This window comes from Geobacillus sp. CX412 (assembly GCF_027942335.1).
Classification (GTDB): Bacteria; Bacillota; Bacilli; order Bacillales; family Anoxybacillaceae; genus Parageobacillus_B; species Parageobacillus_B toebii.
This window is the reverse complement of record NZ_CP103461.1, coordinates 888,107-905,070: the sequence shown is the minus strand read 5'-3', so window position 1 is coordinate 905,070 and position 16,964 is coordinate 888,107. Positions and strand designations below refer to the sequence as shown.

The 16,964-nt window shown below is 42.4% G+C and carries 14 protein-coding genes and 3 pseudogenes; 1 reads left to right on the top strand and 16 read right to left on the bottom strand.

Translation table 11 applies throughout. The features are described 5' to 3' along the window. Positions 1–3: 3 nt before the first annotated feature. The 7 genes and pseudogenes from ybeY to rpsU all read right to left on the bottom strand — a co-directional run bounded on the left by ybeY (position 4) and on the right by rpsU (position 5,842). Positions 4–474 carry an rRNA maturation RNase YbeY gene (gene ybeY, locus NXM86_RS04640; protein ID WP_015864534.1) on the bottom strand — a complete coding sequence of 157 codons (471 nt, stop codon included), beginning with the start codon at positions 472–474 and terminating at the stop codon, positions 4–6. Further along, positions 471–2,576 (bottom strand): HD family phosphohydrolase, encoded by a 2,106-nt coding sequence (locus NXM86_RS04635; protein WP_015864535.1) that lies wholly within the window; start codon positions 2,574–2,576, stop codon positions 471–473. Before NXM86_RS04635 ends, ybeY begins: the two co-directional genes overlap by 4 nt. A 54-nt stretch (positions 2,577–2,630) precedes the next feature. Continuing rightward, a complete protein-coding gene (locus tag NXM86_RS04630; RefSeq protein ID WP_015864536.1) occupies positions 2,631–3,593 on the bottom strand; it encodes a PhoH family protein in 963 nt (320 codons plus the stop codon). A 2-nt stretch (positions 3,594–3,595) separates the two neighbouring features. Then, a pseudogene (gene yqfD / locus NXM86_RS04625) lies at positions 3,596–4,781 on the bottom strand (sporulation protein YqfD). 21 nt (positions 4,782–4,802) lie between these two features. After that, complete coding sequence (yqfC, locus tag NXM86_RS04620) at positions 4,803–5,087, bottom strand: sporulation protein YqfC (protein ID WP_015864538.1); 285 nt, start codon at positions 5,085–5,087, stop codon at positions 4,803–4,805. 117 nt (positions 5,088–5,204) lie between these two features. Continuing rightward, a complete protein-coding gene (locus NXM86_RS04615) occupies positions 5,205–5,654 on the bottom strand; it encodes a GatB/YqeY domain-containing protein (RefSeq protein WP_015864539.1) in 450 nt (149 codons plus the stop codon). A 14-nt stretch (positions 5,655–5,668) separates the two neighbouring features. Continuing rightward, a complete protein-coding gene (rpsU, locus tag NXM86_RS04610) occupies positions 5,669–5,842 on the bottom strand; it encodes a 30S ribosomal protein S21 (RefSeq protein WP_015864540.1) in 174 nt (57 codons plus the stop codon). 153 nt (positions 5,843–5,995) lie between these two features. On the opposite strand from rpsU, the pseudogene NXM86_RS04605 reads away from it, so the two are divergent. Next, positions 5,996–6,927: pseudogene (locus tag NXM86_RS04605) on the top strand (Na/Pi symporter). Here NXM86_RS04605 and deoC read toward each other — a convergent pair. From deoC to hemW, 9 genes and pseudogenes are all read right to left on the bottom strand, one after another. Next, positions 6,924–7,595 carry a deoxyribose-phosphate aldolase gene (deoC, locus tag NXM86_RS04600; RefSeq protein ID WP_081188085.1) on the bottom strand — a complete coding sequence of 224 codons (672 nt, stop codon included), beginning with the start codon at positions 7,593–7,595 and terminating at the stop codon, positions 6,924–6,926. The pseudogene NXM86_RS04605 and the gene deoC sit on opposite strands and share 4 nt — an antisense overlap. Before the next feature lie 126 nt (positions 7,596–7,721). Further along, on the bottom strand, positions 7,722–9,077 hold the full coding sequence (gene mtaB, locus NXM86_RS04595) for a tRNA (N(6)-L-threonylcarbamoyladenosine(37)-C(2))-methylthiotransferase MtaB (RefSeq protein ID WP_015864543.1): 1,356 nt from the start codon (positions 9,075–9,077) through the stop codon (positions 7,722–7,724). 11 nt (positions 9,078–9,088) lie between these two features. Next, positions 9,089–9,838 carry a 16S rRNA (uracil(1498)-N(3))-methyltransferase gene (locus NXM86_RS04590; protein ID WP_015864544.1) on the bottom strand — a complete coding sequence of 250 codons (750 nt, stop codon included), beginning with the start codon at positions 9,836–9,838 and terminating at the stop codon, positions 9,089–9,091. A 15-nt stretch (positions 9,839–9,853) separates the two neighbouring features. Further along, complete coding sequence (prmA, locus tag NXM86_RS04585) at positions 9,854–10,792, bottom strand: 50S ribosomal protein L11 methyltransferase (RefSeq protein WP_041269945.1); 939 nt, start codon at positions 10,790–10,792, stop codon at positions 9,854–9,856. A 5-nt stretch (positions 10,793–10,797) separates the two neighbouring features. Next, on the bottom strand, positions 10,798–11,940 hold the full coding sequence (dnaJ, locus tag NXM86_RS04580) for a molecular chaperone DnaJ (protein WP_015864546.1): 1,143 nt from the start codon (positions 11,938–11,940) through the stop codon (positions 10,798–10,800). Positions 11,941–12,082: 142 nt separating this feature from the next. Next, positions 12,083–13,911 (bottom strand): annotated as a pseudogene (gene dnaK, locus NXM86_RS04575) (molecular chaperone DnaK). Between the two features lie 21 nt (positions 13,912–13,932). Beyond that, positions 13,933–14,559, bottom strand: coding sequence for a nucleotide exchange factor GrpE (gene grpE, locus NXM86_RS04570; RefSeq protein ID WP_309218390.1), 627 nt, complete (start codon positions 14,557–14,559; stop codon positions 13,933–13,935). A 98-nt stretch (positions 14,560–14,657) separates the two neighbouring features. Next, complete coding sequence (gene hrcA / locus NXM86_RS04565; RefSeq protein ID WP_062752958.1) at positions 14,658–15,692, bottom strand: heat-inducible transcriptional repressor HrcA; 1,035 nt, start codon at positions 15,690–15,692, stop codon at positions 14,658–14,660. A 76-nt stretch (positions 15,693–15,768) separates the two neighbouring features. After that, on the bottom strand, positions 15,769–16,917 hold the full coding sequence (gene hemW, locus NXM86_RS04560; protein WP_082798091.1) for a radical SAM family heme chaperone HemW: 1,149 nt from the start codon (positions 16,915–16,917) through the stop codon (positions 15,769–15,771). Between the last annotated feature and the right edge of the window lie 47 nt (positions 16,918–16,964).

The following is a 16,964-nucleotide window of genomic DNA, read 5'->3' as shown; positions in this document are numbered from 1 at the left end:
ATTTTATCTCGTTAACCCATATCGTTCTAGAATATCTTTTTGTTTTGAAAACATTATTTTTTCTTCTTCTTCTGTTTTATGATCATATCCTAACAAATGCAAAAAACCGTGCACCGCCAAAAATCCAAGCTCGCGCATGAACGAATGCCCATATTCCTTCGCCTGTTCTTTTGCTTTTGGAATTGAAATAATAATATCGCCAAGCAGCGGGGGAATATCCGCATCGACAATCTCCACCTCTCCTTCGCCTTTTTCCTCGAGAGCGAAGGAAATAACATCGGTCGGCTGATCCTTTCCCCGATAGTCGCGATTGATGATGCGAATCCGCTCGTTATCTACAAACGAAATGCCCACTTCCGCTCCGCTAGGGACATGTTCGATTTCTGCCGCGTAGTTTAACAACTGTTCGATGATATTCATTTGCTCTTTTGTAACTTCGTTCGTTTCGTCGATAAAATCGATGTTGAGAATCATGCGTGTTTCACCTTTTCCTTTCGAATTTCTGGATATTCAATCCGTGAATGGAATACGCCATTTAGTGTTTCACAAAGCGATCTTGCAACCATTTCAAGTTCTTTTAACGTAATATCACACTCGTTCAATTGATTATCTTGCAATCGCTCCGCAATAATACTGCGGACAATTTTTCCAATTTCCTCCTGAGACGGATTAGAAAGCGATCGTACCGCTGCCTCCACGCTATCCGCAATGCTAATAATCGCCGCTTCCTTCGTTTGCGGCTTCGGGCCAGGATAGCGAAATTCTTCCTCTAACACATAGCCCGTCTGCTCAAGTGCTTTATGATAAAAATATTTTAATAATGTTGTACCATGATGTTGTTCAGCAATGTCAACAATTTCTTTCGGCATGCGGTGTTTTTTTAAAATGGCCACCCCATCAGACACGTGGGCAAGAATAATATTTTTGCTTAACTGTGGCGATAAGTGATCATGTGGATTACCGCCTATTTGGTTTTCAATAAAATACTGCGGCCGTTTCGTTTTCCCGATGTCATGATAATAGCAAGCAACACGCGCTAATAAACCGTTTGCTCCAATCGCTTCACAAGCCGCTTCCGCTAAATTAGCAACCATGATGCTGTGATGGTACGTCCCAGGAGCTTCCGTTAAAATTTTGCGAAGCAATGGATGATTTGGATTCGATAATTCAATTAATTTCATCGATGACAAAATACCGAAGCACGCCTCAAAAACCGGCAAAAGCCCAATAGTTAAAATCGCTGAGAAAATGCCAGAAGCAAACGCCATCAGCAGAAACATGCCGATCTCTGTTAACGAATAATGGCCATTTTTAAGCAAGGTTAATGCTAGCATAACAACCATATTAATGAAAGCGACAAATACTCCTGCCTGCCAAATTTTTGCTCTTCGAAGCTGTTTATGTAAAAAGAAACTTCCTGCTAACCCGCTTGTCACCAAATAAATCGCTAACGAAACTTGAATAGTGCCATTTACGCCCATTCCCTCGTTAAACATTAAGCTTCCGCATATGGCATAAAGAATACTTGTCATAATTGCGATTCGTTCCCCGATGAAAATACGGACGAGCATGGTGCCGAAAGCAACCGGCACAAGATACCCAGTGGAGAACACATCACTTTCCGGAATGAGACGAACGAGTTTCATCACAAGAAGCATAATCGTAAAAATGGCCGTATATACAAACAAATTCTTGTTCGCCTGCTCTCGTCCAAAGTAATAAACAACAGGCGATAGCAATAATAACACGAAAAGAAAAAGACCGATAAGAGGCTGAAAAGAGCGATCATTTTGCAATAAGCCGACAAGCTGCAGCTGATGATAAATTTCATTTGTAATAAATTGTCCTTCCTCGACAATGACTTGTCCTTGCAAAATTTTTACCGGCTTTACTTCATCCATCGCCTGTCTTCGCTTTTCTTCTGTAGCGGTTCGATCGTAAATAACGTTTGGAATGATTGCTTGTTTTGTCAGCTTGACAACAATTTCTTTTAATGAAGGCGAAAGCATGACATACTTCAATTCATCTTGTACTTTTGCCCTTGCCTTCTCCAATTCTGATTGCGTAATGCGCTCGGCCATAATGGAATGGACAGCCGTTACCGCCGCTTCTTTTGCCGTTTCGATGTCTTCTGGAGCTGCATGAAGCAACTTTTCCCATTCATCTGCGGACAAATAAGAAAACCATTCTTGCGGCAGACGTTCCTTTAGCGCATCCATCATTTTCGTCGGCTCTTTTTTTTCTTCCTTGATTTCATTTTGAATTTCAACAATGGTTGTAAATAGCGACGAAATTAAATCAACACGATTTTCGGCATATTCTTTTTTTAATGTATAAATATCCGTTACTTTATCTGCCGCTTCCTTTTTTAGCCTTTCTGTCGTCTCCTTATCTTCAATCGTAATTGGCGAACGAATCGTTTCGGTGGCAATATCGAACAGGCGCAGTTCATATTGATGCGGTTTTGCTTGATCATATAACACCGCAAATAGAAAAAGCCCTAAAAACAGAAACAAAAGATAACGAACAAAACGAACATGGTTAACATGCTCCAGAAAAAAACGAATCCTTTCCAACGGTTTTTCCCCTCACTTTAAAGAAAAGACCCTTTGAAAACGGGTCTTTTCTCTCTATATGCCAGCTTCATCATACGCTTCAATAATTTTAGCCACTAGCGGATGACGCACAACATCTGTTTGTTCTAGAAAGACAAAGGATACACCGCTGACCGCCGTCAATATTTCTTTTGCGACGGCAAGTCCTGATTTCACGCCTTTTGGCAAATCGACTTGCGAAATATCACCGGTAATGACCATTTTGGAGCCAAAGCCTAATCTTGTTAGAAACATTTTCATCTGTGCCGGTGTCGTATTTTGTGCTTCATCTAAAATGACGAAAGCATCTTCGAGCGTTCTCCCCCGCATATATGCTAGCGGCGCGATTTCAATCGTTCCTCGTTCAATTAACCGCTGCGTATGGTCTACTCCCAATACATCATGCAGCGCATCGTAAAGAGGGCGCAAATATGGATCCACCTTTTCTTTTAAATCTCCCGGTAAAAATCCTAAACTTTCTCCTGCTTCTACCGCCGGGCGAGTTAAAATAATACGCTTCACTTGACCGTTTTTTAACGCACGGACAGCCATCACCACCGCCAAATACGTTTTTCCTGTTCCGGCAGGTCCTATTCCGAAAACAAGGTCATGCTGTTTAATGGCGGTAACATAATGGCGCTGTCCTAACGTTTTTACACGAATGGATTTTCCTTTGGCGTTTTTTGTGATTTCTTCCTCGTACAAATTAATTAAATAGTCGAGCGCTCCTTTTTTCGCTAATTGAATCGCATACATCACATCTCGTTCACTAATGGAAATGCCTTTCCGGACAATGATCAACAAGTGGCGCAGCAGGTCATCAACAAGCTGTACTTGTTCGGGGGTACCAGAAACGCTCACCGATTCTCCTCGTGTTACAATGGACACTCCCAATTCTTGTTCCATCCGTTTTAGATGGGCATCATGAATGCCGAAAAGTGCAATCGCTTCGTTCGCATTTTCTAATTGCTGACTGATTGTTACAAACTCCTCTGACATTCTCAATCTCCTTGAACTATTGGTTGTGGTATTGCGATATTTTCAATCACTTGATAATGCAATTCTACCCTTACTTTACCATTCTCTTTCGTCTGATGCAAAACTTTTTCTCCTTTAATCGATGCATCTTCCGGCAATTTTGCCTTTAATTCCTCGCGAGCAAGTTCCTTTGCTTTTGCGAACGCTTCTTCCCATGTATAGTTGCGCTCTACTTCCTCCTTTTCCCGAAAGATGACGCGTTCATAATAAATAGGCAAGTCCCATTTCCAAAAGCGGAGTGGCCTTTTCTGTTGATCTATTTCATAATAGTGAAATGCAGGCTTTTGAAATCCCCATATCGGAATGGAAATATTTTTCATCGCTATATAATGTTTTTCCATATATTTTCCCGTTAATACTCCGAACTTTGCATGAAGCGGTAGAACAACGGTAGACTTGTACCATGTTTCGCCAAAAATTTTTCCTCGCGCTGGCACAAGTTTTGTTTGCCCTTCCTTCCCAATGATTCCAGATACTAATAACTGCCCTTTTGTCACATGATCGTTCACCGAAACAAGTGATTGCCCTTCTTCAACAAACATGTCCGTAATAACCGCCTTTTTTTTCGCCACTAAATGGCGAACACCAATTTTTTCAGGCTCTTTCGGTTGATTTTTCTCCACAACTTGAAAATAAAGCGTCGTCCCTTTAAGTTCCACACCGATCCATGTAACGACATCCATACGATCGGTCAATTTCTTTTGAATCGTTTCCGGATCATCGATGAGAAATTGCAATGCTCCTTTTTCCACTCCCATTTGTTTTAGTTCTTTCAATATGCGGTATTCCGTCTCCGGTTTTGCGCCTTTAATTTCTATTCCCCATACCATATTTGAAAGGAAAAAACGATAACAAAAAAGAAGCATACTCCGACTAAAATCCTGAGTTCGTTAGCATTTTTTTTAGAAAAAACGGAAATCCCGCTTTTCCAACAAAATAAAGTTTACAATCACTTTTGCGGGCGACAACGCGCAATCGTCTGACATCCTTTAGTAAAATAAAAAACGTCGCAATATGATCGCCATGCTTTTTTACATTCCAAATCGCAATATCGTTGCGCACACACGCATTAATCAATCGTTCTACCCCTTTTCCTTGCGCTTTCACCCTTACGCTACCTACCAATAAGTTCATCCATTGGTTTTTCATCGTATTTCCTCCTATGAAACGTTATTCATCTATATAAATCACTTGGTTTATTTTTCCTTCGAGTAAAATTTCTTCTGGCAAAATCATCTTAATAACAAAATTTTCACCGCGAACAAGAAGCTGCCCTTGCTCTAAGAGCAGGCGCAGTTCTTTATCACTAAACGTCAGTAAACCACGATGATTTTCGATATAAATATGTATTTGCCCAACCATCGTAATTCGGGGAAGGTCCATCACTATGTCGGCGGGAAGCTCCAATTTATCTGTAAGCCATCTTCTCATATGCTGTCGCCATTTTTTCACCATAAAAAGAACCCCCTTTCATCTCATATGTATGAGAAGAAAGGGGGTTCTAGCACCACTTGTTGTTCCCAAACGGCAAAAACAACGGGTGCCCGATTGAATCGGAACACCCGTTTGTCATTATTGTGAAAGTTGCTGTTGAACAAGCCTATTGACGAGAGAGCCATCCGCTTTTCCTTTTACTTTTGGCATGATCGCTCCCATCACTTTACCCATATCTGCTTTGGAAGAAGCTCCTACTTCTGCAATCGTCTGTTTGACAATTTCTAGAAGTTCTTCCTCTGTCAATGGTTTCGGCATATATAATTGAACAATTTCGATTTCTGCCTTTGTTTTTTCAACAAGGTCCGCACGACCAGCGTTTTCAAATTCCTGGAGGGAGTCTTTACGCTGTTTTAATTCACGAGAAAGAACGGTTAGCTCTTCGTCTTCTGATAATTCGCTTTTTCCTAGTTTAATCGCTTCATTTTGCAACGCCGCTTTTAACATCCGAAGAACGGAGAGTTTATCTTTTTCTTTGTTTTTCATTGCCTGCTTCATATCGTCATTTAAACGATTAAGAAGACTCATATATACACCCTCTTTTAATACTTGCGCTTTCTAGCCGCCTCAGACTTTTTCTTCCGTCTGACGCTTGGCTTTTCATAAAATTCACGCTTTCTTACTTCTTGCAATGTACCCGTTTTCGAAACGGCACGTTTGAAGCGACGAAGAGCGTCGTCAATGGATTCGTTTTTACGAACGATTGTTTTTGACATCCTACTTCCCTCCCTCCGAGCAACAACCATTACATTTTATACTATGCGTGTACTCGTCAATTATAATACATGGCTGCCTAACAGGTCAATAAAAAAACTGTCATCGTCTTCCTTTCCTTCCCATACACATATGATGAAAGGGGGAAAGGACAAGTGGTACAGCTAATAATTTGGTTTTCCGTTTATACCGGCATTTTCCTTCTCGGTATGTTCATGATGAAAGCAGGGCTTTATGCTTTATCCGGTCACCGCTTGAAACAATGGTTACTGCGCTTTACAAACACTCCTTTACAAGGATTTCTTACCGGAACGATTATTACCGCATTGTTGCAAAGCAGTACCGCAGTGATGGTCATTACAGTTGGCCTCGTCTCTACCGGCTATTTTACATTTCGACAATCCATCGGTATTATTTTAGGGAGCAACATCGGCTCTACGATCACAACAGAAATTATGACTCTTGACCTTGGAGACAACGTTATTCCGATGCTTTTCATTGGGGCAATTCTCGTGTTTTTCGGGCATTACCGACCTGCTTATAGCATCGGCATGATCTTCGTTGGACTCGCTTCTTTATTTTTTGCCATGAATGGATTTAGTCAACTCGCAAAACCGCTATCTACATATCCCATTGTTGACGAATGGCTGCAAAAAACGAATCATTCTCCTTTCATCGGAATCATGATCGGCATGATCCTTACAGCCATTATTCATTCAAGCGCAGCAACAATTGGGATTTCGATGGGATTTCTGAATGAACATATTCTCACACTTCCAGCTGGCATTGCGATTTTGCTTGGCGCGAATATCGGCACATGCGTAACCGTCTTCTGGCAAGCATCGGTTCAACGTATGAAGCGAAATTAACCGCTTATACTCACTTATGGTTTAATGTTATCGGAGTCATGATCTTTTATTTCCTGATCGATCCACTTGCCTTTGCTGCTGTAAAGCTTAGCTCTGCTCCGGATGTACAGTTAGCCCATGTCAGCGTCCTGTTTAATGTTATTTGTTCGCTGGCGGCGCTGCCATTTACCCGCTGGATCGAAGCGGCTATATTATTTTTCCACGGCCGGCGTCCTTAATAATCAGAACGTGCCGTTTTTCCTTCGACGATCGATACGCCGGAGCTTGTCCCAATGCGCGTCGCTCCCGCTTGAATCATCGCCTCTGCGCTTTGCATATCACGGACGCCGCCGGAAGCTTTCACACCGATGTTTGGTCCGACCGTTTTCCGCATAAGTTCGACATCTTCCGGCGTAGCACCACCTGTTGAAAATCCAGTCGATGTTTTCACATAATCCGCACCTGCTTTAACGGCGAGCTGGCAAGCGCGCACTTTTTCTTCTTCGGTAAGCAGACACGCCTCAATAATCACTTTCACAAGCGCTTTCCCTTTTGCCACATCGACGACGGCGCGAATATCGCGTTCGACAAGGTCGTCATTTCCATCTTTAAGCGCGCCGACATTGATAACCATATCGACTTCCGCCGCCCCGTTTTCAATTGCATTTTTTGTTTCAAATGCTTTCGTTTCCGGTGTGTTCGCTCCGAGCGGGAAGCCGATCACCGTACATACTTTCACGTCCGTGCCTTTTAATAGTTCAGCAGCGGTTGCCACCCATGTCGGATTGACACAAACAGAAGCAAACCCGTATTGTTTTGCCTCCTCGCATAGCTTCACAATTTGCGCTTTTGTTGCATCCGCTTTCAATAACGTATGATCAATCATTTTTGCAATGTTATTTTCCATTTTAACAAATCTCCTTTCATTAGCAGCATAGAAGTCTGACATCTATCATCATACCATTATTTTAACAAAAAAACTAGTTTACACAATTTTCTTATTGTAAACAAAAACCCAGCTGCACGAGCTGGGTTATGAGCTTAATTTTACGGATTGTGGGATGTCATCGGTAACAACGCGGACAAATTCCCCTTCATTATACGGATATCCGGCTTTTGTAATTTTCACTTTTACGATTTCCCCAACCATTTCTTCCGTAGCCGGGAATTTCACTTTCAGATAGTTGTCCGTATACCCGATGTACAACCCGCTTTCAGGGTTTTCTTTATCTCGTTCTTCCGGAATGACTTCGAGCACTTGTCCTTCAAACTGCGATGCATATTCTTTTGCAAGCTGGTCGGACAATGCAATTAAACGGTGTACGCGTTCATTTTTTACTTCTTCATCCACTTGGTTTGGCATACGCGCTGCCGGTGTGCCTGTCCGTTTTGAATACGGGAAGACATGAAGTTCGGAAAAACGTTGTTCGCGAATAAAATGGTATGTTTCCATAAATTCTTCTTCCGTCTCGCCAGGAAAACCAACGATCACGTCTGATGTGATCGCAAGTTCCGGGAAGACTTCGCGCAAACGTTGAAGCCGCTCTGCAAAAAATTCGACTGTATATTTGCGGCGCATCCGTTTTAACACCGTATTCGAACCGGATTGAAGCGGAATATGCAAATGACGGACAATTTTATCTGAACGTTGCAACACCTCGATAATTTCGTCTGTAATTTGGCTTGCTTCAATGGACGAAATACGGAGCCGTTTTAAACCGACAACTTGCTCATCCAAATCGCGGAGCAGCGCGGCGAAGCTATAGTCTTTCAAATCGGTGCCGTAACCGCCTGTATGAATGCCCGTTAACACAATTTCTTTATAACCGGCATCGACTAGCTGCTGTGCCTGGCGAATAACTTCTTTCGGATCACGGGAACGCATTAACCCGCGCGCCCATGGAATGATGCAAAATGTACAGAAGTTATTGCAGCCTTCTTGAATTTTTAACGATGCACGTGTTCTATCCGTAAATTCCGGAACGTCCATTTCTTCAAATACGCGCGTTTTCATAATGTTGCTGACCCCGTTAATCGGCTGGCGTTCGCGTTGGAACCGTTCGATATATTCCAAAATTTTTCCACGATCTTGCGTACCGATCACAATGTCCACACCCGGAATTGCCATCACTTCCGCCGGGGATGTTTGAGCGTAACATCCTGTTACACAAACAACGGCGTCTGGATTTCTTCGAATCGCGCGGCGAATGACTTGCCGGCTTTTTTTATCGCCTGTGTTCGTCACTGTACATGTATTGATAACATATACATCCGCACGGCTGTCAAAATCCTTACGTTCGTAACCGGCTTTTTTAAACAACTGCCAAATTGCTTCTGTCTCATAATGGTTTACTTTACATCCAAGCGTATGAAATGCAACTGTTGGCATTCGTTTTCACCTCACTGTAGTTCAAATTGATACGAAGCAACTGCCAAAAGATAAAGCGGCGCCGTTTCTGTCCGTAAAATCCGCGGCCCAAGGCTACACGAAAAAAAGCCATGATGTTTAAATAGCTCAACTTCTTCATCGGAAAATCCTCCTTCCGGGCCAAACACGGCAAGAAGAGAATGTCCGCGCTTCATTTGCTGAAAAACGGCAGCGAGCGTTTGATGGTTTCCTTGCTTCGCTTCTTCCTCATAAGCAAAAACCCGGTAATCGACCGTCTTTGCAAATTCTATAAGTTCGTGTATCGTCATCGGCGCATGCACATCAGGAATTTTTCCACGATGTGATTGTTCCGCCGCTTCTTTTGCAATCTTTTTCCAACGCTCCAGCTTTTTATTTGCTTTCTTTGCGTCCCATTTAACAATAGAGCGAGCCGCCACAAAAGGGATAAACGATGAAGCGCCAAGCTCCGTTCCTTTCTGAATAACAAACTCCAGTTTATCCCCTTTCGGCAGCCCGTGAGCAATATAAATTTGAATCGGCAGTTCTGTTTGTTCATCTATCCATTTTACTACACGAACGATCACATGCTCATTGGTAATTTGTTCAATTTTGCACAATACTGCCTTATTGCTAGGAAGAACACAGATCAATTCGCTTCCTTTTTCCATACGCATGACACGGACAATATGATGATAATCATCCCCTTGAATAATAAGACGGTCGTTTTTCACTTGGTCGTCCGAAACAAAATACCGTTGCAAAGCGACACCTTCTTTTCATGCTTTTCTTGCAATAAATGCAATCCAGTCTTCCATCACTAACGTTTCCTCAATAGCAAACCCTGCTTTCATTAACCCTTCTTTTACCTCTTGCTTTTTCGCCTGAATAATTCCCGAGGTGATAAAATATCCGTTCTTTTCAAGAAGACGATACGCATCATCGACAAAGCGCAATATAATTTCTGCTAAAATATTCGCAACAATTACGTTCGCTTGTTCCTCAATATGATCGAGTAAATTATTTTGAGAAACGGTAACAATATGCTGCACTTTATTTAATTTTACATTTAGTCTCGCGCTATCGACAGCAACCGGATCTAAATCAAGTGCACGGACGGATTTTGCTCCGAGCATCGCCGCAGCAATGCTTAAAATTCCCGAACCTGTGCCGACATCAATGACTGTATCACCAGGTTTCATATATTTTTCAAGCGCTTGGATACACATCACTGTCGTTGGATGTGTTCCTGTGCCAAACGCCATGCCTGGGTCCAGCTCAATAATTAACTCATCGCTTGACACCGGTTCATATGTTTCCCATGTTGGAACGATCGTAAATTTCTCTGATATTTTGACAGGATTATAATATTTTTTCCAGGCGGTTGCCCATTCTTCCTCATTCACTTCGCTAATGGTGATTTTATTTTTTCCAATATCAATATCATACAATAATAAATTATTGATCGCCTGTTTAATCGCCTCAACTGTTTCACCAAGAAAGCTATTAACCGGTAAATATGCTTTAATAATTACTCCTTCTTCCGGATAATCGTCTGGATTTAATTCATAAACTTCGCCGAAAGAAGCATCTCGTTCCTTTATTAAATCATTAGGGTCTTCAATGACTACCCCGCCAGCACCTGCTTCGTGCAAAATATTCGAAATCGCCTCCACTGCCTCGTGCGTCGTATGGATACTAATTTCTGACCATTTCATAAAATTCATGATTCCCCTTTAAACGCTTTTTTTACCTTGTCAAAAAAGCGGCCGTATGGTCCTTGATGCATGCTTGAACCGCCTAATTGATCAAATTCGCGCAATAATTGCTTTTGTTTTTCTGTCAGTTTTGTCGGCGTCACAACGCGGACAATCACATGTTGGTCGCCATAGCCATAGCCTCGTACATTCGGCACCCCTTTCCCTTTTAAGCGGAATTTTGTTCCTGTTTGGGTGCCTGCTGGTATTTTCAGCTTCACTTTGCCATGAAGCGTCGGCACTTCGATTTCGTCACCGAGCGCAGCCTGAGCAAATGTAAGCGGTATTTCACAGTAAATATCATCGCCATCACGCTCAAAAAACTCATGTGGCTCCACATGGAAAACGATATATAAATCTCCCGGAGGTCCGCCGTTAATTCCCGGTTCTCCTTGGCCAGCGACCCGCAATTGTTGTCCATCATCAATTCCAGCTGGGATTTTGACATGGATTTTCTTCCGTTTTTTCACGCGGCCAGTCCCGCCGCATGTTGTGCATTTTTCTTTGATATATTGCCCTGTCCCGCCGCAATATGGGCATGTGCGGCGATTAACGATGCGGCCAAACGGTGTGGACTGCTCTGTGCTGATTTGACCTGTTCCATGACAATATGAACATGTTTCTTTTTTCGTTCCCGGTTTTGCTCCCGTGCCATGGCATGTGTCACACGTTTCTTCCCGTGGAATTTCAATATCCGTTTCTTTTCCAAATGCCGCCTCTTCAAATGTTAATGTCATCGTATATTGTAAATCGGCACCAGCTCTTGGCGCATTTGGATCGCGCCGGCGGCCGCCGCCAAAAAAGGTGCTGAAAATATCCTCGAAACCACCGAAGCCGCTGAAACCGCCAAAGTCAAAATCATCGCTGCGGAACCCGCCGAACCCTTGATTTGGATCCGCATGCCCAAACTGATCGTAATGCGCACGTTTTTGATCATCGCTTAATACTTCATACGCTTCTTTAATTTCTTTGAATTTTTCTGCCGCATCTGGTTCTTTGTTAATATCTGGATGATACTTTTTCGAAAGTTTTCGGTACGCTTTTTTAATCTCTTCTTTTGTCGCGTTTTTGCTCACTCCGAGAATTTCGTAATAATCTCGTTTCGCCATGATGATCATCCACTCCCGATTCACTCACATAAGGGTTATTTTACATTTATCTCTTTTTTATTGCAATAGATTTAACCGGCATCTCCTTATTAGCAAAAAAGTCAAAGCCAAGACAGGCCTGACTTTGACTTTTTTAGATTTATTATTTGTCGTCTTTTACTTCTTCGAATTCTGCATCGACAACATTTTCGTCTTTTTTCTCAGCGCCGCCGGCTCCTGCCTGCTGCTGAGCTTGTGCTTGTTTTGCCGCTTGTTCGTATAGCTTGATGGAAAGCTGCTGTACGATTTCTTGAAGCGCTTCTTTCTTTTTGCGAATGTCATCGATGTCGTTTTTCTCAAGCGCAGCTTTTAACGCGTCTTTTGCTTCTTGCGCTTTTTTCACTTCTGCTTCGTCTACTTTTCCTTCTACCTCTTTTAATGTTTTTTCGGTCGTGAATACTAATTGGTCGGCTTCGTTGCGAAGTTCGGCCGCTTCTTTACGTTTTCTGTCCGCCTCCGCGTTTTCTTCTGCTTCTTTAATCATTCGTTGAATCTCTTCTTCAGAAAGACCGGATGAAGATTTAATCGTAATGGATTGTTCTTTATTTGTGCCCAAATCTTTCGCGCGAACATGGACAATACCGTTGGCGTCGATGTCAAACGTTACTTCGATTTGCGGTACGCCGCGTGGTGCAGGTGGGATATCTGTTAATTGGAAACGGCCGAGCGTTTTGTTGTCAGCAGCCATCGGACGTTCGCCTTGCAGCACATGAATGTCAACCGTTGTTTGGTTATCGGCTGCCGTAGTGAAAATTTGTGATTTACTTGTTGGAATCGTTGTGTTGCGTTCAATTAATTTTGTAAATACGCCACCCATTGTTTCAATTCCAAGCGATAGCGGCGTTACGTCAAGAAGAACGACGTCTTTTACTTCACCGGCAATGACACCGCCTTGAATCGCCGCGCCGATCGCTACCACTTCGTCTGGGTTAACGCCTTTATGCGGCTCTTTTCCAAGCTCGCGTTTAATCGCTTCTTGTACCGCTGGAATGCGCGTCGAACCGCCGACAAGGATCACTTTATCGATATCCGAAGGCGTCAATCCCGCATCTTGCAACGCTTGACGTACCGGTCCCATTGTCCGTTCAACCAGATGGGCGGATAGCTCTTCAAATTTCGCTCTTGTTAATGTCGTTTCTAAGTGTAATGGCCCCGTTTCATTTGCGCTAATGAACGGCAATGAAATTTGCGTTTGCGTTACGCCGGAAAGTTCTTTTTTCGCTTTTTCCGCAGCATCTTTAAGGCGTTGCACCGCCATTTTGTCTTTAGATAAATCGATGCCGTGTTCTTGTTTGAATTGCTCTACTAAGTAATCGATGATGACTTGGTCAAAATCGTCGCCGCCAAGATGGTTGTCGCCGGCAGTCGCTTTTACTTCAAATACCCCGTCACCAAGTTCAAGGATCGATACGTCAAACGTACCGCCGCCTAAGTCGTAAACGAGGATCGTTTGATCTTCTTCTTTATCCAAACCGTACGCAAGCGCTGCTGCTGTCGGCTCGTTAATGATCCGTTCTACTTCCAATCCAGCGATGCGCCCTGCGTCTTTTGTCGCTTGGCGTTGCGCATCGTTAAAGTACGCCGGAACGGTAATTACCGCTTTTGTCACTGGTTCGCCTAAATAGTCTTCTGCATATGATTTTAAGTATTGTAGAATAATTGCCGAAATTTCTTGTGGTGTATATTTTTTCCCTTCAATTTCTACCTTATAATCCGTTCCCATATGGCGTTTAATCGAAATGATGGTGTTTGGGTTGGTAATTGCCTGACGTTTGGCGACTTCTCCGACTAAACGTTCGCCGTTTTTAAACGCCACAACAGAAGGAGTGGTTCGGTTTCCTTCTGGTTTGGAATTACTTTTGGTTCGCCGCCTTCTAGCACAGCGACGCATGAGTTGGTTGTACCTAAGTCAATACCGATAATTTTACTCATAAACATCACCCTCCTACTACTTTATTGGCTTACTTTCACCATTGCTGGACGAATGACACGATCTTTCAGTTTATAACCTTTCTGAAATTCTTCCACAACTGTATTCGGCTCATAATTGCTGTCTTCTACTTGCATCACGGCTTGATGCAAGTTCGGATCAAACGGTTTGCCAACCGCTTCGATCGCTTCTACTCCTTCTTTTTTCAGCGCATCCAACACGGAGCGATACACCATTTCCATTCCTTGCAGAATCGATTTTGCTTGTTCGTTATCAGCCTCTATCTTTAACGCACGCTCAAAGTTGTCCAAAGCAGGCAAAAGATCGCTAACCAAGCTTTGGGCGCGATATTTTTCAGCTGCTTCCATTTCCATTTTTGTACGACGGCGGAAATTTTCAAAATCGGCGTATAAACGAAGATAGCGGTTCTCCATTTCTTTTATTTTCGCTTCCAGTTCAGCAATTTTTGCGTTTGCCGCCGCCAATTCATCGTTTTGCTCTTCTTGTGCTTTTTCTTGCTCTTCTATTTCGATTTCCTCTTGATGTTCATTTACTTCATGTTGCTCTACTTTTTCCTCTTGCGGTTCCGTATTTAACGGTTCCTGTTCGTATGTAGCCTGTTCTTGTGCTGCTTTCTGCTCTTTTTCCATCGGTTTCACCTCCCTTTAAAGCGGCCTATTCTATGTATAAATAGTCACAAGGAAAGGATGGATTGTGCAAATCCATCCATTATCCAATATGACCATTGTTAATTGTTTTGATACCATTTTGTCAATGCGGTTGATAAGTCAGAAGCGACACGATTTAAAATGGTAATGACACGTGAATATTCCATTCGTGTCGGTCCAAGGATAGCGATCGTCCCCAGCTGTTCATTGCCAATCGAATACGTAGCGGTAATGAGGCTGCAGTTTTCCATTCCGCTTAATTGATTTTCCCGGCCAATCGTTACTTGAATTCCTTTTCGATTATGTTTGCGCAACAACCGGTAAAAATCTTTTTCCTGCTCAATCATTTTCATTAGTGAACGGACTTTTTGAATATCGCTAAATTCAGGCTGGTTTAACATATTCGTTGTCCCGGCAAAGAACATTTTTTCTTCTTGCGGTATGTCAAGCGTATCTACAATGGTTTTCAACATGCTGTCATAGTTATGAATATGCGTTCGCAAAACGTCCGCCACTTCTTTATAAATTTTATCTTTCAAATCTATAAGCGGAACCCCGATTAACCGTTCGTTTAAAATATTGACCATTTTTTCGAGGTCAGAAGGGTTTACAGAAGCAGGAACGGTAATCACATGGTTTTCCACATGTCCTGTATCTGTAACAATAATGGCTACAGCTGTTTGTTGATTGAGCGGAATAATTTGAATTCGTTTTAACTTATTCTCTTTCACAGCTGGCCCAAGGGCAATCGATGTATAATTCGTTAAATCAGATAAAATTTGCGCTGATTTTTGGACCACTTTCTCTAGTTCATAAATTCGCTCAGCAAAAATAGATTTGATTTTTTGAATATCTTCCTGTGTCAAACGTTGCGGGGACAACAAATGATCGACATAATAACGATAGCCTTTTTCCGACGGTACCCTGCCTGATGAAACATGCGTTTTTTCGATGTATCCAAGTTCTTCCAAATCAGCCATTTCGTTGCGGATTGTCGCCGAACTTAAAGCAATTTCATGTTTTTTCGATAACGTCCGCGAACCGACAGGCTGTCCCGAACGAATAAAATCATCGATAATAACTTGTAAAATAAGCAATTGGCGATCCGTTAACACGCTCATCACCTCTGTTAGCACTCAGACAGCCCGAGTGCTAAATCTATTATTACAGTATCAAATCCATATGCTAATGTCAATGTTTAGATTCCGCGATAAACGCTTGAAACACCTCGTTTCCTAGCAATTTCCCCCGATGAGTCAATCGAATATGTGTTTGTGTTTCTTCGAGCAGCCCTTTTTGTTTTTCCGCAGCGATCGCTCGGCCAAATACATCATGGACGCTCATCCCAAACTTTTCAAGAAAGCGCTGCTTAGATACTCCTTCCGTTTTCCTTAGCCCCAAAAACATTTCTTCTTCCATTTGTTCCGATACCGTTACATGGTGAACTTCCAAATACGGGAAACCTGTTTTTTGAACTGTCTCAATATATTTATTGATCGGTTTGATATTCGCACGCCGAACGCCGCCTACGTAGCTGTGAGCGCCCGCGCCAATTCCATAATATTCTTCATTGTTCCAATACGTTAAGTTATGGCGGCTTTCAAAGGAAGGACGCGCGTAATTACTAATTTCATATTGGTGGTACCCGTGTATTTCCATTTGCCGCATCGCTTCTTCATACATTTGCGCTTCTTCTTCCTCTGTTGGTAATAGCAGTTTTCCTTTTCTCATCAAATTGTAAAAAATGGTTTTCGGTTCAATGATGAGTGAATAAGCAGAAATATGTTGAATGTCAAGAGAAAAGGCGATCTCTAAATCCGCTTGGAACTGTGCTAACGTCTGTTGCGGCAGTCCGTACATTAAATCAATGCTAATATTTTCAAAACCAATTTCTTTTGCTAAGGCAATCGTTTTCATGACATCTTCATAACGATGAGTTCGTCCAATTGCTTTTAATAATGAATCATCAAACGTTTGAACACCGAAACTTAAGCGATTGACCCCTGCTTCTTTTAACAACTGTAGTTTTTCTTTGGAAAGCTCATTCGGATTTGCTTCAAACGTAAACTCTACTTCATGAATAGAAAAGCGGAAATGCTTATAAATGTTTTGCAGGAAAAAGTCGAGCTGCTTCATTTCTAAAACAGTCGGGGTTCCCCCGCCAACAAACAACGTATCAAGCCGATCCGTTGGAAATGCTTCCACCGTCCATTTCATTTCATTTTCCATTGCTTCTAAATATTCATCGACTGGCTGTCCATGAAAAAATACTTTATTAAAATCGCAGTAATAACATATTTGCGCACAAAACGGAATATGGAAATAAGCTGATTTTACCAAGATAAACATCCTTTCTTAAAAATAAACAAGGCTATCCCAAAAAAGCG